The organism is Nonomuraea rhodomycinica (genome assembly GCF_013363995.1).
Lineage (GTDB): Bacteria > Actinomycetota > Actinomycetes > Streptosporangiales > Streptosporangiaceae > Nonomuraea > Nonomuraea rhodomycinica.
Map to the genome: position 1 here is coordinate 650,093 of NZ_JABWGO010000001.1, position 22,000 is coordinate 672,092.

Sequence of the window (22,000 nt, forward strand, 5' to 3'; positions counted from 1 at the left end):
CCCTCCTGACCGGGGCCGGCGCGCTGCCGTTGTCCCTCCTGTCCTCCTCGCGCCGCCGCCGTCCTGCTGGACGGCCCTGGCGCGCTGCCGCCGCGCCGCCCGGCCGCCCTCGTGGCGGCGGGCCGCGGCGGGGTCGCTAGGTTGTCCGGAAAGGCGGCCCCCGACCGAAAGGCGATGGACCATGTCCGAGGACGTGACAGATGAGCGGCTGGCCCGGCTGAAGAGGGAGTTCGCCTCGCTCGACGGCGACGGCGACGGCTACATCACCGAGGCGGAGTTCCGGGCGCACTTCCCCGAGCTGCCGGCCGAGGCGATGCCCGCGCTGCGCGACACCGGGGACGCGGACGGCGACGGGCGGTTCTCGCTGGAGGAGTTCATCCGGCTGATGCCGTGACGCTGTCACCGGCGCCGCGACCGGCGCCGTAACCGACGCCGTGCCCGGCTCCCGCGGCGCCGATCGCTTTCCGGGGATCGGCGCCGCGGGGCGGGCACGGTCGTCCGCCTGGGCCAGGCCGGTCACGTCACGAAGGCGTCCGCCGGGCCGGTCGCGTCGCGGACAAGTCCGCCGGGCCGGACCACGTCGCGACGGCGCCCGCCGGGCCGGTCACCTCGTGATGGCGGCGGCCGGGTCAGGTCACTTCTTGAAGGCGTCCTTGACCTTGCGGCCGGCGTCCTTCACCTTCTCGCCGGCCTGCTTCAGGCTTCCCTCCGCCTGGTCGGCGCGGCCCTCAGCCTGGAGATCCTCGTCGTCGGTGAGGTCGCCGACGTTCTCCTTGGCGCGGCCCTTCAACTCCTCCGCCTTGTTGGAGATCTTGTCGTCCGTTCCCATGTCGATGTCCTTCCGAAGGTCTGGTCGGGTCCGGCGGACGCCGGCTCGGCGCCAGGCGCCCGGGCTCCGTCCCCGAGGCCCTCCCTCTATCCGGAGGACGCCGCCGGAAACACCCGGGTACGCCCTCTTCGCCGGTGTGACGTCCCCCACATCGGGACGTGACCACCCATACGCGGATCGTTATCGGGCATCGACACCTCGTGCCCGGACCGCGCGCGAGCTGCGCGGACACCGGGTCAGGGGCCGGAGAGCCGCGCGGGGGCAGGCTCTCCGGCCCCGCCGCGCGTCGCGCGCCCCGCCGTCCGTCCCCGAGGGCGGTTCAGGACGTGATGTCCTTGCCGGTGAAGCGGGCCCACGCCACCGAGCCGAACAGCAGGATGTACGCGCCGAACGCCAGCAGCCCGTCGCGCATCGCGCCCAGGTCGACCGGGTCGCGCAGCGCCCCGTCGAAGCGCGTCAGCCAGGTCGGCAGCAGGTACGGGTTGATCGCCTCCAGTTGCGGCACGGCCCGCAGCACCTGCGCGACGATGACGAGGACCACGGTGCCCGCGATGGCCCCGATCGGCACCTCGGTGAACGTGGACAGCGCCAGCGCCACGGCCGCCAGCGCGGCCATCCCGGCCCCGACGTACCCGACGCTGATGAGCACGCGCAGCAGCCCGTCGGCCACGGACACGGTGGTGCCCGACAGCAGCGTCACCGGCCCGACCGGGAACAGCGCCAGGCCCGTCACCAGGGCGGACAGCGCCACGACGGCGGCGATGGCGAAGGAGAAGACGACCGCGTTCAGGTACTTCACCGTCAGCAGCCGGGTGCGCCCGGCCGGGGCCGCCAGCAGGTAGCGCAGGGTGCCCCCGCCCGCCTCGCCGGCGATCGCGTCGCCCGCCACCACGCTCACGGCGACCGGCATGAGCAGCACCACGAGGAACGACAGCGACGCGAAGGCCAGCATGAGGCTGTTGCCCGCGACGGACGCGACGAGGCCGCCCATCCCGCCGCCCCGCCCCGAGGCGTCCATGTCGTCGGTGACCAGGCGCAGCGCGACGCCCAGGATGACGGGCACGCTGGCCAGCACGGCGAGCATCACGAGGTTGCGCGGGCGGCGGAAGGTCAGGCCCAGCTCGGAGCCGAGCAACCGCCAGAACGAACCGAACCGGCGCACCGGCGGCGGCCCGGCGAGGTCGATGACGTCCGCGCTTCCGACGGTTCCGGCGGCCCCAGGGGCGCGGTCTCCCTCAGCGACTCCGGCGGCCTCGCGGGCGCGCCCTCCCTCAGCGACTCCGGCGGTCTCGGGGGCACGGCCTCCCCCGGCGGATGCGGCGTATATGGCGGATCCGGTCGATCCGGTCGATCCGGTCGCGTCGGCGGTCCCGGCGGCAGCGGTGGTCCCAACGGCATCGGCGGTCCCGGCGGGAGCGGTGGTCCCAGCGGCATCGGCGGTCCCGGCGGAGGCGGTGGTCCCGGCGGCATCGGCGGTCCCGGCGGGGGCGGTGGTCCCAGCCGGGGCGGGGTCGGCCGTGTCGGAAGGAGCCGGCCGGCTGGTCGTGCGCAGCGTCTCGGAGACCGGGACGAGGCCCGGGGTGCGCCGGGGGCGCGTCTCGCGCGTCTCAGCCGTCGACATCGAATCCCTCTCCCGTCAGTCTCACGAACACGTCCTCCAGGCTCGGCCGTTCGACCGCGAACCCCCGCACGGCCACGCCCTCGCCCACCAGGGCGGCGTTCACCCGCTCGGGCGCGACCCCGCCGAGCTCGGCGCTCACCCCGTCGCCCGGCTCCGGGCCGTCGGCGCGCACGTCCGCCAGGCCCAGCGAGCGCAGGACGCGCAGCGCGTCGGCCGTGTCGGGCGTCCGCACGCGGACGCGCGGGACCTGGCCTCCGCCCAGCGAGGCCATCGACCCCTGGGCGACGAGCCGGCCGGCCCGCATGACGGCCGCGTGCGTGCACATCTGCTCCACCTCGGCCAGCAGGTGCGACGAGACGAACACGGTGGTGCCGCCGGCCGCGATCTCCTTGACCAGGGAGCGCACCTCGCGGGTGCCCTGCGGGTCGAGCCCGTTCGTCGGCTCGTCCAGGATGAGCAGCTCGCGCGGCCCGAGCAGGGCGGCGGCGATGGCCAGCCGCTGGCGCATGCCGAGCGAGTAGGTGCGGTAGCGCTTGGCCGCCGCGGCCGTCAGGCCGACCCGGTCCAGCGCCTCGGCGACGCGCCGCCGCACGGTGGCGCGCGGCGCGGCCGGGTCGGCGGCGTCGAAGCGGCGCAGGTTGGCCTCGCCCGACAGGTACGGGTAGAAGGCCGGCCCCTCGACCAGTGCCCCCACCCGGGGCAGCGCCTCGCCCAGCGGCAGCCCCAGCAGCTCGTGCTCCCCGGAGGTGGGCGCGACGAGGCCGAGCAGCATGCGGATGGTCGTGGTCTTGCCGGAGCCGTTCGGCCCGAGGAACCCGTAGACCGCTCCGCGCGGCACGCTCAGGTCGAGCGCGTCGACCGCGACCTGACCGCCGCGGAACCGCTTGGTGAGCCCGCGCGTGACGATCGCGGGCCGGGCGGAGGGCGGGGCCGCCCCGAAGGGCGCCCCCGCGTCGAGCATGACGGAGGTCACTTGACTCCCGCCGCCTTGATGATCTCCTCCGGGGTGACGGCGCCGACGAGCAGGCGCCCGTCGTCGGTCATCAGCGCGGTGACGAGCTTCGTCGTGATCAGCCTGCCGGAGCCCCACGTGCCGCTCACGGGCTTGGCCGCCTTGAGCAGCCCGTCGGCGATCGCGGCGGCCTCTCCGGCGTCGGGCCCCTTACGGCCCTGAAGGCCCTGGCTGTCCTGAAGGCCCTGACTGTCCTGGAGGCCCTGACTGTCCTGGCCGTCCTGGGAGCCCTGGCCGTCGCGGGCGTCCTGGCCGGGCCGCAGGCCGTTCTGCAGGGCCTTGAGGTCGTCCGGCGACAGCTTGACCACCGCGACGCTGGTCCAGCCCTTGCCGACGACGTTCAGCCGGTCGGCGGCGGCCTTGCGGGCCTTCTCGGCCTGCTCGCGCTCCTCCACGCGCTGCCCGGCGCCGATCGTGGTCTCCTTGACCTTCGCCCCGGCGGGCGGGGTGAAGGTGAAGTTCTCGTCGGCCGGCGGGCTGAACGTGACCTGGGTGAAGCCGAGCTGGAACGCCGGCTCGGGCGAGCCCTTGGCGAACACCTGCACCTGGAGCGGCACATACGTCTCGCCGTCGAGCGAGAGCCGCACCTCCTTCACCAGCGAGGCCGCGTCCTTGGGGGCCACGACGAGCTGGTAGACGGGGCGGCCGGCCACCTTGTCGGTGTTGGCCACGCTGACCACGCTGTACTCGCCGACCCGCGCCAGCAGCTGCTCGGCCATGGCCTGCGGGGTCGTCGCCGCCGGCGTGGACGCCGCCATGTCGTGCGGCCTGGGCGCGGTCCGGCCGTCCTGGCCCGCCTCCAGCTTGACGCGGGTGGCGGTGTTGGCCGCGCTGTCCCAGTACCAGGTCTGGCCGCCGTTGACGATCAGGTCGGTCTCGTTCATCTGGGTCGGCATGGCCACGCGCAACCGGTCCCTGGAGCCGTACCAGACCTTGATCTCGTGCGAGCCCGACAGCAGCGTCAGCGGCGACTCGCCGCCGGTCTGCGGCAGGGCGGGCAGCCCGAGCGACGCGGTCTGCTGGACGGTTCCGGACATCGGGGGCGGGCCGTCCTTGCCCCGGGAGGCCGCCACGGCGTCGGCGAGCAGCTGCTGCGCCGTCCGCTCCGGCAGCGCGGGCTCGCCGCTGACGGCGGCGATGACGGGACCGGCGCCGAGCGCTCCCCCGATGACGGCCGCCGCCGCGATCGGGACTCCCCACCTCACGAACGTGCCTTTACGCATCTCACTCCTCAACGGTATGTCGATGACCGCAGCCTGCGTCATGCATCCTTTGAGGAGCCTGAGACCGGCTGAGACGGCTCTCAGGCTTCTCAGCCGCGTCACAGGACGGGCACGGGAGGATGGGGCGCATGAGAGTACTGGTCGTCGAGGACGAGCGGCGGATGGCGGCGGCGTTGCAGCGCGGGCTGCAGGCCGAGGGCTTCGCCGTCGACCTCGCCCACGACGGCGAGGAGGGGCTGCACCTGGCCCGGCAGGGCGACTACGACGTGGTGGTGCTGGACATCATGCTGCCGCGCCTGTCGGGCTACAACGTGTGCAAGCGGCTGCGCGCCGAGGACAACTGGGTGCCGATCCTCATGCTGTCGGCCAAGGACGGCGAGTACGACATGGCCGACGGGCTCGACCTGGGCGCCGACGACTACCTGACCAAGCCGTTCTCGTACGTGGTGCTGGTGGCGCGGCTGCGCGCGCTGCTGCGGCGCGACGCGGGGCGGCGGCCGGCGGTGCTGACGGCCGGCGACCTGTCGCTCGACCCGGCGCGGCGCAAGGTGCAGCGCGGCGAGACGCCGGTGGAGCTGACGCCCCGCGAGTTCGCGCTGCTGGAGTACCTGATGCGGCGGCGCGACGAGGTGGTGTCGAAGGCGGAGATCCTGGAGCACGTCTGGGACACCTTCGACACCGACCCCAACGTGGTCGAGGTGTACGTCGGCTACCTGCGCCGCAAGCTCGACGGCCCGTTCGGCCGCAACTCCCTGCAGACCGTGCGCGGCGCGGGCTACCGGCTGGCCGGCGACGGTGGCTGACACCCCGCTGGCGTGGTGGCGGCGGCAGGGGCTGCGCTTCCGGCTGACCGTCGTGGCCGCCGCGGTGCTCGCGGCGGCGCTCGCGCTGTCGGCGTCGGTGCTGCTGAACGTGCTCGACCGGGCGCTGGTCGACACCATCGACGGGACGACGTGGCAGCAGGCCCAGACGGTGCGCGTCCACGCCGACGCGGGCACCCTGACCAACCCGATCACCACCAACGACGGCACGATCGTGCAGGTGATCGACGCCTCGGGCCGCATCACGCACGCCACGTACGGCACCGACCGGCTGGTGCCGCTGCTGGGCGTCCGCGAGCGGGCGCGGGTGCTGCGCGAGGGCACGGCCCGCTTCATGGACGGCCGGCCGTACGCGATCCCGGGGCCGCTGCGCGTCGTGGCGGTCAGCGCCGACCACGGGCGCACGGTGCTGGCGGCCCGGCCCGTGGGCGAGATCCAGACCAGCGTCGGCACGGCGGGGCGCGTGCTGCTGGTCGGCACGCCGCTGCTCGTCGTGGTGCTGGCCCTGGCGAGCTGGCTGATCATCGGCCGGACGCTGCGGCCGATCGCGGCGCTGCGCCGGGGCGCGGCCGAGATCACCCACACGGCCCGCTCGCGGCGGCTGCCCGTGCCGGAGTCGCGCGACGAGGTCCACTCGCTGGCCGTCACGCTGAACGGCATGCTGGCCCGGCTGGAGGAGGCCGAGCAGCGGCAGCGGGCGCTGGTGTCCGACGCGGCGCACGAGCTGCGCAGCCCCCTGGCCAGCATCCGGCTGCAGCTGGAGGTGGCGCTCGGCCACCCGGAGGGGCAGGACTGGCCGGAGACGGCCGAGGGCGTGCTGGAGGACGCGATGCGGCTGTCGCGGCTGGCCGAGGACCTGCTCGCGCTGGCCCGGCTGGACGAGCGCGGCGGGGTGCCCGCGCGCAGCGAACCGGTCGACCTGGACGCGGTGGTGCGGCAGACCGTCGACCGGTACGGCGAGGCGCGGCTGACCGTGTGCGACCCGGTGGTGGTGCGGGGCGACGCCCTCGACCTGAGCCGCGTGCTGACGAACCTGGTCGACAACGCGGTCCGGCACACCTCCTCCACGGTGGAGGTGACGCTGACGCGCGACGGGGTGCTGACGGTGACCGACGACGGGCCGGGCATCCCGGAGGCGGACCGGGAGCGGGTGTTCAACCGGTTCACGCGGCTCGACTCGGGGCGCAGCCGCGACGAGGGCGGGGCGGGGCTGGGGCTGGCGATCGTGCGGGAGACGGTGCGCGCCCACGGCGGCACGGTCCACCTGGAGGACGCGGGGCCGGGGCTGCGCGCGGTGGTGCGCCTGCCACCGGCCGCCTAGCGCTGCACCGCGGAGCGGACGGGCCGGAGGCCCGCGGCGGTGTCCGGGCGACGGGGGCGCGTATGCTGCCCGGGCGTCAGATCACCGGACATGTGAGTGCAGGGAGAGCCTGATGCTGTACGGGCGGGAGCGGGAGCAGGGGGAGCTCGACCGGCTCCTGGAGGAGGCCGCGTCCGGCCGGGGCGGCGCCGTCGTGGTCCTGGGCGAGCCGGGCGGTGGGAAGTCGGCGCTCCTGCGGTGGGCGGGCTCGGCCAAGGACTTCCGGGTACTGAGCTGCACGGGTGTGGAGAGCGAGGCCGAGCTGCCGTTCGCGGCGCTGCAGGCCCTGTTGTCCGGCGCGATGCGGCACCTGCCCGGCATCCCCGATCCTCAGGCGGAGGCTCTGCGGTCGGCGCTGGGGCTGTCCGCGCCTGGCGGCGACAACCGCTTCCTGGTGGGTCTGGCCACGGTGTCGCTCCTGGCGGAGCTGGCCGCGGACAAGCCGGTGCTGTGCCTGGTGGACGACGCCCAGTGGCTGGACCGCCCCTCGTCCGAGGCCCTGGCGTTCGCCGCCCGCCGCCTGGCGGCCGAGGCGGTGTTCCTCCTGTTCGCGGCCCGGGAGGGGGTCGCCGTTCCCGGCGTACCCGAGCTGGAGCTGAAGCGGCTGACCCCGGTGGCCGCGCGGGCGTTGCTGGCCGAGCACGCTCCCGATCTGCCCGCCCACGTGCGCGACCGGGTGCTGTCGGAGGCGGACGGCAACCCGCTGGCTCTGCTGGAACTGCCCCGCACCGATGCCGGCGCCCCCGGGCCGCTGCCCCTGCCGCTGCGTCTGCAGGACGCCTACCGGCGGCGCATCTCCCGGCTCCCCGCGCCGACCCGTACGGCACTCCTGCTGGCGGCGGCGGAGGAGAGCGGCGCACTCGCGACCACACTGCGTGCCATGGCGGGGCTGGGGCTGGCGCCGGGCGCGCTGGCGGCGGCCGAGGACGAAGGACTCATCATCGTGGAGGAGCAGAAGGTCGTCTTCCGGCACCCGATGATCCGCACGGCGGCCTACCGCGGCGTGCCGTTCACCGACCGGCTGACCGCGCACGCCGCCCTCGCGGACGCGCTGGCCGACGACCCCGACCGTGCGGCCTGGCACCGGGCGGCGGCCGCCACCGGTCCGGACGAGCAGGTGGCGGCGGATCTGGAGGCGGCGGCCCTGCGGGCCAGCCGCCGCTCCGGCCACGCCACGGCCGTCGCGGCGCTGGAACGGGCCGCCCGGCTCACCTCGGACGAGGCGGGGCGCGCGCGACGGCTGGCCCTCGCCGCCGAGGTCGCCGTGGACGCGGGACTCCCCGACCGCGCCCGGCACCTCGCCGGTCAGGCGCTGCGGCTCACCGACGACGCCCGCGCGCTGGCGCGCATCGCGACGGTGCGGGCGCGGGTGGAATTCGAGCACGGCTCACTGCGCACGGTGCACGAGGTGCTCGTCGCGGCGGCGCGACGGGTCGCGCCGCTCGAAGCGGACGTGGCCGCGTCGATGCTGACGGACGCGGCGCGGGCGTCCTGGTCGGCCGGCGCCCCGGGGAGGGTCGCGCAGGCGTACCGGATGTTGCGTGAGCTTCCGCCGGATCCGTACAGGCGGAAGCTGGTCGAGTCCATCGGCGGCGCGCTGAAGCTGTACTCGGACGAGGCGGCCGAGGGCGCGGCGCTGCTTCGCGACCACATCGCGCAGGGACGGACCGGGCCGCCCGGGCTCCGGCTGAACGTGGCGCTGCAGGCGCTGCTGACCGGCGACTACGACGACACCTGCGACATCATGGCCGGTTTGGCGGACGAGCTGCGCGCGAGCGGCGCCGTCGGACGGCTGCCCGCGGTGCTGTGCACGCTGGCGACCGCCGAGACGAACCTGGCCCGCTATCGTGACGCGACGGCCTCCGCCACCGAGGCGCTGCGGATCGCCGACGAGATCGGCCAGCCCAGCCGGATGGCTCAGGCCGAGGCGCTGCTCGCGTACCTGGCCGCCGTCGCCGGCGACGACGCGCGGTGCAGGCGGCTGGCCGAGCGCAATCTGCAGCGCTTCCCCGCGCACGCCAACGCGCTCGTGGCCGCGTGGTGCGAGTGGGCGCTGGCGCTGCTCGATCTCGGACGAGGCCGTTACCAGGCGGTGCTGGACCGGCTGGAGGCCGCCGCGAACGGCCCGATCCGGCACGTGGGACCTGGCGTGCATTTCGCGGCCGACCAGGTGGAGGCGGCCGTACGGCTCGGGCGGCCCGAGCAGGCGGCCGGACCGCTGTCCCGGCTGGAGCGATGGGCGGACGCCGTGCGCCTGCCCTGGGAGGAGGGGCTGGTGCAGCGCTGCCGCGCGCTGGTGAGCGGGGACGGCACGGCGTACGCGAGGGCGCTGGCACTGCAGGGCGAGGCGCGACCGTTCGAACGGGCCCGTACGGAACTGCTGTACGGGGAGTGGCTGCGCCGCGAACGCCACAAGGCGGAGGCGCGCGCACACCTGCGCGAGGCGCTGGAGAGGTTCGAGCGGCTGGGTGCGACGGTCTGGGCGCAGCACGCCCGCGCGGAGCTGCGCGCGGCGGGGGAGAGCTCCGCTCCTGACGCCGTGACGGACGCGATCGCGCAGCTCACTCCGCAGGAGCTGCAGGTCGTCCGGCTCGCCGCGACCGGCGCGACGAACAAGGAGATCGCCGCGCGGCTGTTCCTCAGCCCCAAGACCGTCGGCCATCACCTCTACCGCGCCTTCCCCAAGCTCGGTGTCTCGAGCCGGGCGGAGCTGGCGCGGCTGCGGCTCGGCTGACGGAGCACGGCTTGGGCATCGGATGGGTCACGTGCCCGATACCGCGTGATGATCCACGCTCCTACCGTTCTGGATCTGCGACAGAACGCGAGACGAGGAGCGTGGTGCGTGATGGAAGCGGCCATCGAGGTGGCGGGACTGGCCAAGTCCTTCGGCCGGACCCGGGCGTTGGACGGGCTGGATCTGAGTGTGCGACGGGGGGAGGTGCACGGCTTCCTCGGCCCGAACGGCGCCGGCAAGTCCACCACGATCAGGATTCTGCTGGGGCTGCTGCGCGCCGACTCCGGCCGGACCGTGCTGCTGGGCGGCGACCCGTGGCGTGAGGCGGCCGAGCTGCACAAGCGGCTGGCGTACGTGCCGGGCGACGTGAACCTGTGGCCGGGCCTGACCGGCGGGGAGGTGATCGACCTGCTCGGACGGCTGCGCGGCGGCCTGGCCCCGGCCCGACGCGCGGAACTGCTGGATCGGTTCGAGCTGGACCCGCGCAAGAAGGCCAAGAGCTATTCCAAGGGCAACCGGCAGAAGGTCGCCCTGGTGGCGGCGTTCGCCTCCGACGCCGAGCTGCTCATCCTGGACGAGCCCACCGCCGGCCTGGACCCGCTGATGGAGGCGGTCTTCCAGCAGTGCGTGGCCGAGGAGAAGGCGCGCGGCCGTACCGTGCTGCTGTCCAGCCACATCCTGTCGGAGGTCGAGGCGCTCTGCGACCGCGTCACCATCATCCGGCGAGGCCGCACGGTGGAGGCCGGTCCGCTCTCTCAGCTGCGCGGACTGGCCCGCAGCCGGGTCAGCGCCGAGCTGGCCTCGCCGCCCAACGGCCTGGCCCGGATGCCGGACCTGTACGGGGTGAAGGTCGACGGCAACCGCATCGAGTTCGAGGTGGACCGCACGCGGTTGGACGCGGCGCTGGCCGAGCTGATCCGCGTCGGCGTACGCGATCTGACCTGCGCCCCTCCTTCGCTGGAAGACCTGTTCCTGCGCCACTACGAGAGCGCGAAGGCGGAGCGATGAACGGCACCTGGACCCTGACCAAGCTCGTCCTGCGCCGGGAACGCCTCATCGCCCCGCTCTGGATGCTGCTGCTGGTGGCACTGGCGGCCGGGCAGGTCAAGCGCTACGCCACCGGCATCGGCGACATCGGCGCCTTCGCCCGGGAGATGGCCGCCAACAAGGCGCTGAGCGCGTTCGCCGGGGAGATTCCCTCCGCCACTCCGGCCGGCATGGCGGTCTGGAAGAACGCCGACGCCATCTACACCATCCTCGCTCTGATCATGATCCTCACGGTGATCCGGCACACCCGCGGCGAGGAGGAGTCCGGCCGCGCGGAACTGGTCGGCGCGGCCGTCGTCGGCCGTCGGGCACCGCTGACCGCGGCGCTCACCGTCACCTGCGGCTCGGCCGTGCTGGCCGGTGCGCTGACGGCCGTCGCGATGACCGCGACCGGCGCCGACGCCGCGGGTTCGGCTGCCTTCGGCGCCGCGATCGCCGCCGCCGGCGCGGTGTTCGCGGCCCTGGGCGCCGTGGCCGCGCAGCTCACCCAGACCGCCCGCACCGCGATCGGCGTGGCCGGGCTCGGCCTCGGCGTCAGCTACGTGCTGCGCTTCGCCGCCGACGGCAGTGGCGTCACAGCGCTCAAGTGGCTGTCCCCGCAGGGCTGGTCGCACCTGGTCAAACCGTACGGCGCCAACGACGTGGGCGTCCTGCTGCTCAGCCTCGCCTGCACCGTCGCCGCCATCGCCGTCGCCTACCGGTTGGCGGCCCGCCGCGACCTGGGGCACGGCCTGATCCCCGAGCGTCCGGGCCCGGCCGGTTCGACATGGCTGCGCACCCCGCTGAGGCTGGCCTGGCGGTTGCACAAGGGCCTGCTGATCGGCTGGGTCGCCGGCTACGCGGTCGCCGGGCTGGTCTTCGGCGCCCTGGCCGGCTCGATACAGGAGGTCTCGCGTCAGGGCGCCGCGGTGGAGGAGTTCTTCCGCCGTTACACCGCCTCGCCGGAGGCGACCATGACCGACGCCTACCTGTGGCTGATGGCGCTCAGCCTGGGTTACGTCGCCGCCCTGTACCCGCTGCTGGCGCTGCTGCGCCTGCGCGCCGAGGAACAGTCCGGACGCGCCGAGCTGCTGCTCGCCCAGCCGGTCGCCCGGCTGCGCTGGGCGGCCGGGCACCTGCTGCTGGCCCTGGCCGGCAGTGCCGGGATCCTCGCCGTCGCCGGCCTGGCCATGGGGATCGCAGCCGGTGACGTGCTCGGCGTGCTGGGCGGCACCCTGATCCAGATTCCCGCGGTGTGGGTGCTGGCCGGCGTCGGCGTCGCCGCCTTCGGCCTGCTCCCCCGGGCCGCCGCGGCCATCAGCTGGGCCGCGTACCTGTTCGTCAACCTCTTCGGCGAGGTGCTCGGCCCGATCCTCGGCCTCGACTACTGGATCGCCAAGTACGCCGTGCCCTTCCCCAACCTGCCCATGGTGCTGTCGGGCGAGCCCTTCGCCGCCACCCCCGTCCTGATCATGGTCGGCGTCACCGCCGCTCTCATCGCCACCGGCATGGCCGCGCTGAGGCGCAGAGCACTGGCCTGAGCGCGCCCCTCAGCCCCGCGCCGCCCACCGGCCGCTCCTGAGCAGTGTGGCGACGGAGCGCTCGTGCTCGTCGGTCCATGGGACGTCGGGGTCGGCCTCCACCAGGGCGAGCACCACCGACGCGATCGCCAGCGCGGGCTCCGACCATTCGGCGGGCTCGGGTGCGCCGAACGGATTGGCCCGGAATCGCCGGACGGTGAGGTCCGGGTCGCCGGGCGCCATCAGGATGAGTCCGCGCAACGTGGCGATCGCCGTCCGGGCCGCGGTCTCGAAGGTGACGCCGGCACACGGCCGCAGGCCGATCAGGGTCGCCATCCGGGCGTAGGCGGCTGCCACGCCGGCGACCAGCGAGCGTTCGGACTCGGCGAAGGACTGCTGGACCTCGGCGCGCAGGACGCCGTCGGGCAGGCCGCGGAAGGTGGCCTGCAGCGCGAGGTAGGTGCGCCAGGCCGACGAGCGGTGGAAGGCCTCGAACTCGCCGAGCGCGCTTTCCCGCAGCACCTCTCCGGCCAGTGCGCGGCGCAGGCCGGGCGTGCGGGCCCAGTGCAGCGAGGCGAGCAGGGTGCGGGCCACGGTTTCCACCGCGCCCGGATTCGTGTCGGTGATGGCGGGGCTGGCGCCTCTGGCGAGTTCGCGCAGCAGGTCGCCGAAGAACAGGTCCTTGTAGGGCCAGCGGCGGTAGGCGGCGCTGCGGGCGACGCCCGCGTCACGGATGACCTCCTCGAAGCTGATGTGCTCCAGGCTCACCGTCAGCCCGGCCTCCTCGACCCTGGCGACCGCGGCGGCGAGCATCCGCCGCGCGGTCTCGTCGTCGGACAGCCGCTTGCGGCGCCGGGCCAGGCCGCTCTCCGGCGTTTCCTCTGCCATGCGGCCAGTATATGGTACTTGGGATATCGTGTCTCAACAGATGAGGCGGTGACCCGTGAGAGATCCGGCGGCCGGCATTCCGGCGCGCGATGGCGCCGGCCACCCGATGCGGTTCCTGGTGCTCGTCACCGCGTTGTCGGTGCCGTTCTTCGTCCTGGGGGCCGTGTCTCCCACAGTCCGCATCGGCGCGCTCGACCTGCCCGCGAGCGCCGCCATGTTCGTGGTGCCGGGGCTGGCCGCCGCGATTCTGGCCCACCGCGCGGGCGGCCGGGCCGCCGTCGTGAGCCTGCTGGCCCGGGTCGTCGACCGGCCCGCCGGTCGGACCCGCTGGTACGTCGCGGCGGCGCTGCTGCCCGCCGCCATCGGCGCTCTCACGTGGGCCCTGGGGTGGCTCACCGGTCAGGTCGGTTCGGCGCCTCCGGCAGCGCCGGCGGTTCTGCCGCTGTTGTTGGCCGCGGCGCTGGTGGGGGCCGCGTGCGAGGAGCTGGGCTGGACCGGTTACGCCTGCGATCCGATGGTGCGCCGGTTCGGCACCGTGGGGACGGGGCTGCTCCTCGGGGTCTTCTGGGCCGTCTGGCATCTGATCCCGCTCCTGCAGGTCGGCCATGGCGCGGCCTGGATCGGCGGCTGGTTCGCAGGGACGGTCGCGACTCGGGTGATCATGGTCGGCCTGCGCAACGCCACCGGCGGGGTGTCGGCGGCGATCCTGATGCACGCCATGCTCAACGTCACCGTCGCCTACCTGCCGGACTACGACCGGCCCGCCGTTCCCTTCATGTCGGCCCTGTTCACCGTCGCGGCCGCCGTGGGCGTCCTGCGGCTCGGCGCATGCCGCCGCGCCCGGCCGTCACGGTCGCGGGTCCGCGACGAGGACGCGGCTCGTCCCCACGGAGCCACGCCGGACTAGCCCTGGGACCCGCCCCCGCCCCCGCCCCCGGTCTCGTCTCCGGCTCCGTCTCCGTCTCCGTCTCCGGCGTACGGGACGAGCCGGGTGATCTCGCGCAGCGCCGTACGGGCGGAGGCGGCGTCGTGGACGCGGAACACGCGCGCCCCGAGCAGCGCCGACACCGCCAGGGTGGCGATGGTGCCGGCGTGCCGCTCCTCGACGGGCAGCCCGCCGAGCGTCTCGCCCACGAAGTCCTTGTTGGACACCGCCACGAGCACCGGCCAGCCCGTCGCCGTCATCTCGCCGAGCCTGCGGCTGACCTCCAGCGAGTGGTAGGTGTTCTTGCCGAAGTCGTGGGCCGGGTCGATGAGGATCGACTCGCGCGGCACCCCGGCGGCCACGGCGGCGCGCGCCAGGGACACCGTGTGGGCGACGACGTCGGCCACCACGTCGGCGTAGGCGACCCGGTGCGGCCGGGTGCGCGGGGCGGCCGGGCCGGCGTGGGCGCACACCAGCCCGACGCCGTGCCGCGCCGCCACCTCGGCCAGGCCCGGGTCGGGGCCGCCCCAGGTGTCGTTGAGCAGGTCGGCGCCGGCGCGGGCGACGACGTCGCCCACCTCGGCCCGCCACGTGTCGACGCTGATGATCAGCTCGGGGTGCCGTTGGCGGACGGCCTCGACCAGCCCGGCGACCCGGCGGATCTCCTCACGGGGGTCCACCTCGTCGCCCGGGCCCGCCTTGACGCCGCCGATGTCCACGATGTCCGCGCCGCCCTCGACGGCCCGGTCCACCGCCTCGACGGCCGCGCCGAAGCCGTAGGTGCGTCCCTTGTCGTAGAACGAGTCGGGCGTTCGGTTGACCACGGCCATCACCGCGTACTCCCCCGGCCCGAACGTCCGGTGGCGCAGCCGCAAAGTGCTCATCAGGGGCGAGCGTACCGCGCACCGGGGCGCCGGCGCCCGACGCCGGCCGCCCTCCCTCCCCCCGCCCGCAGCCCTGAGGACCGTTCCAGGGGAGGCCGGCGCGGACGGACGTCACGGGAGCCGTGCCGAAGGGCTGAGCCCTCAGGAAGGACGGGACGGCCGAGGCTGCCGGCCGGCCGTGGTGAGCGGGAAGGGCCGCGCGGGTCGGGCGGGGCCGTTCCGGAGGGCGCCGCACCCGTGGCGGCGGGTGGCCGGGGAAGGTGCCACACGTCGGCAGGTGCGAGGCCGGACAGGCGCCGTACCGGCAAGGTACGGGGCCGGAGGAGAGGCGGCACCGGAGGAGGTCGGTGCAGGCGGCGGGGCCGGGGCCCTGCGGGAGCCGCCGGGCTGAGGGGTGAGGGGTGAGGGGTGAGGGGATCGGGCCGGCGCCGTCAGGCGGCGGAGCCCTTCTCGGCGGTGGACAGGAAGTCCTGGGCGATGAGCGGCAGGCGGCGGCGGGCGTGGACGACGGCGATGACGCGCCGGACGGCGGGTTCGAGCGAGCGCACCACGAGCCCGGCCCGGGCCGCCTGCTCGGCCATGCCCCGGTACCACAGCAGGGACGCCCGGCCGCTGCGCACCGCGTTGAGCCAGCCGTTGCGCTCGTCGGTCTCCAGGACCACCACCGGGTTGACGGAGTACTTGCCGAACATCGCGTCCAGCTCCCTGCGCCGGAGGCTCCCGCGGGCGGGCAGCGCGAGGCGCATGCCGTCGAGCCGGCCCATCGGCACCGGGTTCGGCAGCTCCATGCCGGGGGGCGAGATCAGCACGATCTCCTGGCGTTCCAGGGGATGCGTGATCAGGTCGGCCGGCACGGGCAGGTCGGTGAGCCCGAGGTCGGCGCGTTGCTCCCGGATGGCGTTGACCACGGCCTCACGTCCCTCGCAGCGGACGATCTGGACGCGGACGCCGGGATGCTCGGCCGTGTAGGCCGGCAGGAGGCGCCCGGCGAGGCCGGGTTCGAGGGTGGGGGTGGAGGCGATGCGCAGCTCCGTCTCTGCGGAGCCGGCGTGACTGGCGAGACCTTCGATCTCGTGGACGGCGTCGAGCGCCTCCCTCGCCAGCTTCACCACCCGGCGGCCCTGGGCGGTGACGACGACACCGCGTCCGGACCGGGCGAAGAGCGTCAGGCCGAGTTCGCGTTCCAGGTCCCTTATCGCACGCGAAAGCGCAGGCTGTGCGATGTAGAGCGATCTGGCCGCATCGGTCATGGTGCGGTGCTCCGCAGTCGCGACCACATAGCGGAGCTGCTGGAGGTTCATGGCAAAGAAGCTAGGACACCACCCGCCGACTGGTAGGGAACATGACGGAGATCACCTCGAATGATTTCGGACCGTAACCGAGTGCTGTCACATCCGTGACGGGTGAGAAATGAGTATGCTTCTGCCCCAAATTTGGCAAAGCTCCGGCAAGTGACGTCCCAAGTCGCGCAATACGGACAACTGACCACTGGGGGAGACAGCGTGACAGGCAACGGGCAGTATCCCCCTGCGCCCCAGGAGCCTGGAGGGCCCCAGCGGCCACCCTCGCTGCCGTGGCCGCCGCCCGGCCGCGGCCGCCCGGACGGACAGACCCCTCCCCCGCCGCCGGGCGCGCCCTACGGTCCGCCGTCCCCGGGCGGCCCGCCGTACGGCCCTGGGCCGCAGCCGGGCCCGCCGCACGGGCGGCCGTCGGCGCCGCCCCAGCCGCCGTACGGGCAACCGGCGCCCCCCGCCCCGTCCCCCTACGGACAGCCGACGGCGCCGCCTCAGGGCATGCCGCCGCACGGCGGGACGCCCGCGCCGCCCCAGGGCCCCGGCCCCTACGGCCCGCCCGCCGCGCCGTCCCCCTACGGACAGCCCACGGCGCCGTCCCAGGGCATGCCGCCGCACGGCGGGACGCCCGCGCCGCCCCAGGGCCCCGCCTGGCAGGCGCCGCCTCCCGGCGGGCCCGCGTGGCCGGGGCCCCAGCAGCCCTACCCGCCGGGCCACGCCGGCGGGCACCCGCCGCCCCCTCCCCCGCCCCCGCACGGCTGGCCGCAGCAGCCGCGCAGGAAGCGGGGCATGTCGGCGGCCGGCGTCGTGGGCCTGGTGTTCGGTTCGGTGGCGGCGATGTTCGTGCTGCTCGTCGTCGGAACCGTGGCGCTCAGGAGCTCGTCCGGCACCGACACGACCACACCCGTCGCCATCCCCACGTACGAGCCGCCGGCCTCAGGGCACACCAGGGACCCGTTCCCGTCGGCCACGCGGGACCGGCCCACCCGGACGAGCACGACGGAGACGAGCGCCCCCGAGGAGACCGCCGAGCCGCCCGCCCAGGTCAAGCTGGACCGCGGCCTGAAGACGAACACGGTCTACCGAGGCGGCTCGCTGCCCCGGCTGAACTGCCCGGCCGGCAACGCGAACGTCTTCGACCACGCCCAGCTCAAGGCGCTCATCCTGAAGACAGGCGCGTGCATGAACCGGGCGTGGAAGCCGGTCCTGGACAAGCAGGGCATCCCGTTCAGCGCGCCGAACTACGCGATCGCCGCCAAGCGCGGCCGGGGCGCGTGCGGCGACTACCCGCAGCCGGGCAACATGGTCCCGTACTACTGCCCGCGCAACAACACGATCTACGCCTCGACGTCGGCGATGGCGCGGGGCAACGGCAGGTCCCAGGGGTACGGGCAGATCCTGGCGTGGAACGGCGGGATCATCAGCATGATGGCCCACGAGTACGGCCACCACGTCCAGAACCTGACGGGCCTGATGGACTCCTGGTGGGACAAGACCCTGGACACCCGCGACCGGGCCGGGAAACTCGCGCTGAGCCGCCGGCTAGAGCTCCAGGCCACCTGCTTCGCGGGCATGTGGATGCGCTCGGTCGCCACGTCGTACCCGGTGAACACCTCCAACCGGGCCCGCCTGTTCTGGCTCTACAGCAAGGTCGGCGACTACCCCGGCTACCCGCGCGACCACGGCTCGCCGCCGAACAACAACCGGTGGTTCCGGCAGGGCTGGGAGCGCAGCCAGACGTACCAGTGCAACACCTGGATGGCCCCGTCCTCGACGACGTCCTGACGTCATACGGCGTTCATCTCAGGTTGAGCACATGTCTCGGTTGTCCCTATATGGGGACTAGAATCCTGGCAATCTTGTGCCCAACGGGGGGCAAAACCGAGTTTTGCCTGGTAGGCGTGAAGGAGCCGGTGTGAGCAAGCGCGATGGGGTAGACACCGCGGCGGGGGGCGGGAAACGGCGCCCCCGCCGGCCTCGCGCGGCGTCCGGCGCCCGGCCGGGCCCCTCCGCTCAGGAGGGCCCCGAAGCCCTGGACGGGCCGCCGGTCGGCCCCGACGCGGACGAGCCGCGTGCCGCCGCGCAGGAGGCCGCCCCCACCTCGGGCAGCCAAGGCGGCAAAGCCGGCAAAGGCGGGCCGAACGGCAAGGGCGGACCGAACGGCAAGGGCGGCGGCAAGGGGAGCCGGGGCCCGGGACGTCCGGGCGGGGCCGCGCCGCGTTTCGCCAGGCCGCTGAACGCCGGCTCGATCCTCGGCTGGACCGCGCTGTCCGCGATCGTGCCGGGCGTCGCGCACCTGCGCGCCGGGCACCGCCGCACGGGCCTGACGCTGATCGGCGTGTACGCGCTGCTGCTGCTCGGCGCGCTGGCCTACTACCTGGCCAACGGCCTGGAGGGCCTCACGGGCCTGGTCAGCACCGACGCGATGCTCAAGGTCGTCGTGATCGCCTCGCTGGGCGCGCTGAGCTGGTTCGCCCTGATCGTGACCTCGTACGTGACGCTCCGTCCCAACCGGCTGAACCAGCAGGGCCAGATCGTCTCCGGCATCGCGGTGGGCATGTTGTGCGTGGTGGTCATGGCTCCGTTCGCGCTGACCGCGCAGACCGTGCTGTCGGCCAGGGACGCCGTCCAGACCATCTTCCGCAGCACCCCGGACGATCCCGCCATCGCGCCGATCAAGCAGTCGGATCCGTGGAACGGCGCGGACCGGGTCAACTTCCTGCTCATCGGCGGTGACGCGGCCGGCAACCGGACGGGCGTGCGCACCGACAGCATGAACGTGGCCAGCATCGACATCCGGACGGGCAACACGGTGCTGTTCAGCCTGCCGCGCAACCTCCAGCACGTGCGCTTCCCGCCGACGTCCCCGCTGCACAAGCAGTTCCCGAACGGCTACATGGCCGAGCTGCCGAACGGCGGCCTGCTCAACGAGGTCTGGCAGTACGCCAACGAGCACCCGCAGCTCATGGGCGGCCGCAACAGGGGCCCCCGGGCGCTGATGGACGCCATCGGCTACACGCTCAACCTCAAGATCAACTACTACATGCTGATGAACATGTTCGGCTTCGCGGACCTGGTGGACGCCATCGGCGGCCTCAAGATCCGCGTCGAGCAGGACGTGAAGTGGGGCGGCCACTTCGGCACCGCCGGCACGATCAAGGCTGGCTACCGGAAGCTGACCGGCGAGCAGGCCCTGTGGTACGGCCGGTCCCGGGTCGACAGCGACGACTTCTCCCGCATGGGCCGCCAGCGCTGCGTCATCGGCGCCTTCGCCAAGCAGGCCACCCCCAACAAGATCCTGACCAACTTCAGCAAGATCATGGCAGGGGCGAAGCGCCTGGCGCAGACCAACATCCCTCAGGATCTGCTCCCGCATCTGGCGGACCTGGCGCTGAAGGTGAAGAGCGCCAAGATCACCAGCATGCAGTTCGTGCCGCCGGACTTCTGGCCGGGCTCCGCCGACTGGGCCAAGATCCGCCGGTACGCGGCCAAGGCGATCTCCGACTCGGTCAAGCCGCGCCGCGCCCAGGCGGCGAACGTCAGCGCCTCGCCCGACGCGCCCTCGACGGGGGCGCCGACCTCGTCCAGCCCGGCGACGGCCGCGCGGCCGAGCCAGACGCCGACCCGCAACGGCTCCCAGAAGACGGCCAAGACACTCGAGGAGCTCTGCGGCCTGTGACGCCTCCCGGCCTCCCCTCCCGTGATCGGCGAGAGGGGAGGCCGGTCCCGTCTCAGGCGGGGACCGCGCCCTTGCGGGGCAGCAGCGCGAACGCGCCCAGGTAGAGCACGGCCGCGACGATCAGCAGCCCCTTGTAGCCGATCACCAGCGCGAGGTACTCCAGGCAGCCGCCCACCATCGCGCCCAGCAGGTTGGCCCCGAACGAGGTCGTCGCGTCGGCCGTGTCGGCGAACCGCTTGGCGAAGACGACGTTCGCCGCGAAGATCGGCAGGAACGCGACCACGACCGCGGCGACGGCCCGCAGCGGCAGCGGCAGCGACAGCAGCCACGTGTTGGGCACCAGCCAGGCCAGCAGCAGGCCGGCGAGCAGCACGCCGTACATGACGGGCAGCGGCGGGGTGCGGAAGCGGCGCGTCACCTCGACGGCGGCGAGCACCGCCACGAGCACCCCCGCGAACACCACGGCGTTGACCACCCACGTCGTGCCGAACAGCAGCGCGAACCCGGTCACGCTCTTGGTCTCCAGCAGCATGAACGCGACGCCGAGCAGGAACAGGTCGGCGTACGGACGCATCCGCCGGTAGGGGCCGGCCACGGCGCGCACGGCGACGAGGCTGACCGCGAGGATCAGGCCCAGGGTGATGAGGTAGATCGGCGGGATCGTGCGGTCCTTGAGGTAGAGGAACGGCCGGTCGTCGCCCGCGGGCGGCGGGGTGCCGGCCGTGGGCCCGGCCCAGGGGGCGGCGCAGCGCTGCGCGGCGGGGGTCAGGCCGGCCGTGATGACGGCCTGCTGCCCGGCGGTGCTGACCACGTCGACGCACGGGGCGTGGCCGAAGGCCGCCCGCACCGTCGAGGCCAGCCGGTCGACCAGCCAGCTCTCGCGGTAGTAGTTGTACATCGAGAAGGCGCCGCCCGGTTTGAGGTGGTCGCGGGCGGCCCGCATGGCCTCCTCGGTGAACAGGTAGCTCTCCAGGCGCAGCGAGCTGGCCCCCGACACGAGCGTGAGCGAGTCGGGCAGCGCGAACAGGATCAGGTCGTACTTGGCGGAGGTGCGCTCCAGGAACGCGCGGCCGTCGGTGATGTGCGTGGTCACGCGCGGGTCGTCGTAGGGGTGGTCGGGGTGCTTGGAGCCGCCCAGCTCGCGCAGCTTGGGGTCGATCTCGACGGCGTCGACCCGGGAGACGCCCTTGGACAGCGCGATGGCGACGTCGGTGCCGCTGCCCGCGCCGACGATGAGCACGTCGCGGGGCGGCGTGGCGGCCCGCTCGTACGGCAGGCCGTACTGGCGCTCCCACTGGAGCCGGGCGGCGGCGGGGACGGCCTGCTGGTGCGGGATGCCGTTGACGGAGATGTCGGTCACCGGCACGCCGAGCACGTTCTTCTGCTGGAAGGTGACCTTGTAGTACGGCGACCACAGCGCGCCGGCGGTCAGCGTCTCGGCCAGGAGCAGCGCGACGACGGCCAGGGACGGCACGGTGACGAGCCCGAGGTAGGACACGAGCGGGCGCGGCGTGAGCAGCGCCCCGTAGGCCAGGGCGGCGACGACGCCCCAGAAGACGGGCGGCGCGCCGAGGAAGGACAGCGCGGTGAAGGCGGCGATGCCGGTGAGGCTGCCGATGAGGTCGTAACGGTAGGCCTCCAGGCGCGGCAGCTCGGGGAAGCACCGGCCGACCAGCTCGGCGGGCCCCATGAGGACGAGCGCCGCCGCGCAGAAGATCACCGGCAGGATGAGCCACGCGGGCGGCCCCTTGGTGGCCAGGCTCGTCCAGTACAGGACGCCCTCGGTGTCGCGGTCGACGGTGACCGGGAACATGATGACCAGGACGACCAGCCCGAACAGCACGACGGGCGAGTAGTAGGGCTGGCCCTTGGCCCGGCCCACGCGCAGGAAGCCGAGCCCGATGCCGAGGAACGAGCCGAGCAGCACGAAGTTCGTGAAGTAGCTCAAATGGACGATGTTCGAGCCGGTCCAGCGGATCAGGGCCAGCTCCAGGAAGAGCATGAAGGCGCTGGCGAGGACGAGTCTCGGCCGCACCGCCAGCCAGTGGTCGCCGGTGCGCGCCTGGGGGGCCTGGAGCGTCATGCCGCCTCACCGTAGTGAACTGATCGGCCACGCGGAAGCCCACCGCGGCCGGTTCGCCCGCTTCGCGGTGTTTCAGCAGGTCAGCCGTGCGTGAACCGCTGGA

General features: G+C 74.0%; 17 protein-coding genes. 9 read left to right on the forward strand and 8 right to left on the reverse strand.

Going from position 1 to position 22,000, the window contains the following annotated elements:
* Nucleotides 1-181 precede the first annotated feature (181 nt).
* A complete protein-coding gene (locus HT134_RS03145) occupies nt 182-394 on the forward strand; it encodes an EF-hand domain-containing protein (RefSeq protein ID WP_175598715.1) in 213 nt (70 codons plus the stop codon).
* 240 nt (nt 395-634) lie between these two features.
* Here HT134_RS03145 and HT134_RS03150 read toward each other — a convergent pair whose 3' ends face one another.
* From HT134_RS03150 to HT134_RS03165, 4 genes are all read right to left on the reverse strand, one after another.
* On the reverse strand, nt 635-829 hold the full coding sequence (locus HT134_RS03150) for a CsbD family protein (protein WP_175598716.1): 195 nt from the start codon (nt 827-829) through the stop codon (nt 635-637).
* Between the two features lie 319 nt (nt 830-1,148).
* Nucleotides 1,149-1,991 carry an ABC transporter permease gene (locus HT134_RS03155; RefSeq protein WP_312887938.1) on the reverse strand — a complete coding sequence of 281 codons (843 nt, stop codon included), beginning with the start codon at nt 1,989-1,991 and terminating at the stop codon, nt 1,149-1,151.
* Between the two features lie 445 nt (nt 1,992-2,436).
* Nucleotides 2,437-3,423, reverse strand: coding sequence for an ABC transporter ATP-binding protein (locus tag HT134_RS03160; protein ID WP_312887939.1), 987 nt, complete (start codon nt 3,421-3,423; stop codon nt 2,437-2,439).
* Nucleotides 3,420-4,667, reverse strand: a complete 1,248-nt coding sequence (locus HT134_RS03165) for a LolA family protein (RefSeq protein WP_246363530.1) — start codon at nt 4,665-4,667, stop codon at nt 3,420-3,422. Before HT134_RS03165 ends, HT134_RS03160 begins: the two co-directional genes overlap by 4 nt.
* Before the next feature lie 146 nt (nt 4,668-4,813).
* Between HT134_RS03165 and HT134_RS03170 the strand changes: the two genes are divergently transcribed.
* The 5 genes from HT134_RS03170 to HT134_RS03190 all read left to right on the forward strand — a co-directional run bounded on the left by HT134_RS03170 (nt 4,814) and on the right by HT134_RS03190 (nt 12,167).
* Nucleotides 4,814-5,488 carry a response regulator transcription factor gene (locus HT134_RS03170; RefSeq protein WP_175598718.1) on the forward strand — a complete coding sequence of 225 codons (675 nt, stop codon included), beginning with the start codon at nt 4,814-4,816 and terminating at the stop codon, nt 5,486-5,488.
* The gene (locus HT134_RS03175) at nt 5,481-6,827 is read left to right on the forward strand and encodes a sensor histidine kinase (protein WP_175598719.1); all 1,347 of its coding nucleotides are present in this window, start codon (nt 5,481-5,483) and stop codon (nt 6,825-6,827) included. Before HT134_RS03170 ends, HT134_RS03175 begins: the two co-directional genes overlap by 8 nt.
* Nucleotides 6,828-6,939: 112 nt before the next feature.
* Nucleotides 6,940-9,600 carry an ATP-binding protein gene (locus tag HT134_RS03180; RefSeq protein WP_175598720.1) on the forward strand — a complete coding sequence of 887 codons (2,661 nt, stop codon included), beginning with the start codon at nt 6,940-6,942 and terminating at the stop codon, nt 9,598-9,600.
* Between the two features lie 111 nt (nt 9,601-9,711).
* Entirely contained in the window at nt 9,712-10,608 is an 897-nt protein-coding gene (locus HT134_RS03185) for an ABC transporter ATP-binding protein (protein WP_175600084.1), read from the forward strand.
* Entirely contained in the window at nt 10,605-12,167 is a 1,563-nt protein-coding gene (locus HT134_RS03190; protein ID WP_175598721.1) for an ABC transporter permease, read from the forward strand. The genes HT134_RS03185 and HT134_RS03190 overlap by 4 nt, the downstream gene beginning before the upstream one ends.
* 9 nt (nt 12,168-12,176) lie before the next feature.
* Here the strand turns inward: HT134_RS03190 and HT134_RS03195 are convergent, their stop codons facing one another.
* A complete protein-coding gene (locus HT134_RS03195) occupies nt 12,177-13,034 on the reverse strand; it encodes a TetR/AcrR family transcriptional regulator (protein ID WP_246363531.1) in 858 nt (285 codons plus the stop codon).
* 55 nt (nt 13,035-13,089) lie between these two features.
* Here HT134_RS03195 and HT134_RS03200 point away from each other — a divergent pair, with 55 nt between their 5' ends.
* A complete protein-coding gene (locus HT134_RS03200; protein WP_175598722.1) occupies nt 13,090-13,941 on the forward strand; it encodes a CPBP family intramembrane glutamic endopeptidase in 852 nt (283 codons plus the stop codon).
* Here HT134_RS03200 and folP read toward each other — a convergent pair.
* Both folP and HT134_RS03210 read right to left on the reverse strand, forming a co-directional pair.
* Nucleotides 13,938-14,843 (reverse strand): dihydropteroate synthase, encoded by a 906-nt coding sequence (gene folP, locus HT134_RS03205; RefSeq protein ID WP_175598723.1) that lies wholly within the window; start codon nt 14,841-14,843, stop codon nt 13,938-13,940. The two genes, HT134_RS03200 and folP, sit on opposite strands and share 4 nt — an antisense overlap.
* Nucleotides 14,844-15,274: 431 nt before the next feature.
* Nucleotides 15,275-16,144, reverse strand: a complete 870-nt coding sequence (locus HT134_RS03210; protein ID WP_175598724.1) for a LysR family transcriptional regulator — start codon at nt 16,142-16,144, stop codon at nt 15,275-15,277.
* Between the two features lie 492 nt (nt 16,145-16,636).
* Here HT134_RS03210 and HT134_RS03215 point away from each other — a divergent pair, with 492 nt between their 5' ends.
* Nucleotides 16,637-17,920 carry a neutral zinc metallopeptidase gene (locus HT134_RS03215; RefSeq protein ID WP_246363532.1) on the forward strand — a complete coding sequence of 428 codons (1,284 nt, stop codon included), beginning with the start codon at nt 16,637-16,639 and terminating at the stop codon, nt 17,918-17,920.
* A 130-nt stretch (nt 17,921-18,050) separates the two neighbouring features.
* Entirely contained in the window at nt 18,051-19,814 is a 1,764-nt protein-coding gene (locus tag HT134_RS03220; RefSeq protein ID WP_175598725.1) for an LCP family protein, read from the forward strand.
* Nucleotides 19,815-19,866: 52 nt separating this feature from the next.
* Here HT134_RS03220 and HT134_RS03225 read toward each other — a convergent pair whose 3' ends face one another.
* Entirely contained in the window at nt 19,867-21,897 is a 2,031-nt protein-coding gene (locus tag HT134_RS03225; RefSeq protein WP_175598726.1) for a spermine/spermidine synthase domain-containing protein, read from the reverse strand.
* Between the last annotated feature and the right edge of the window lie 103 nt (nt 21,898-22,000).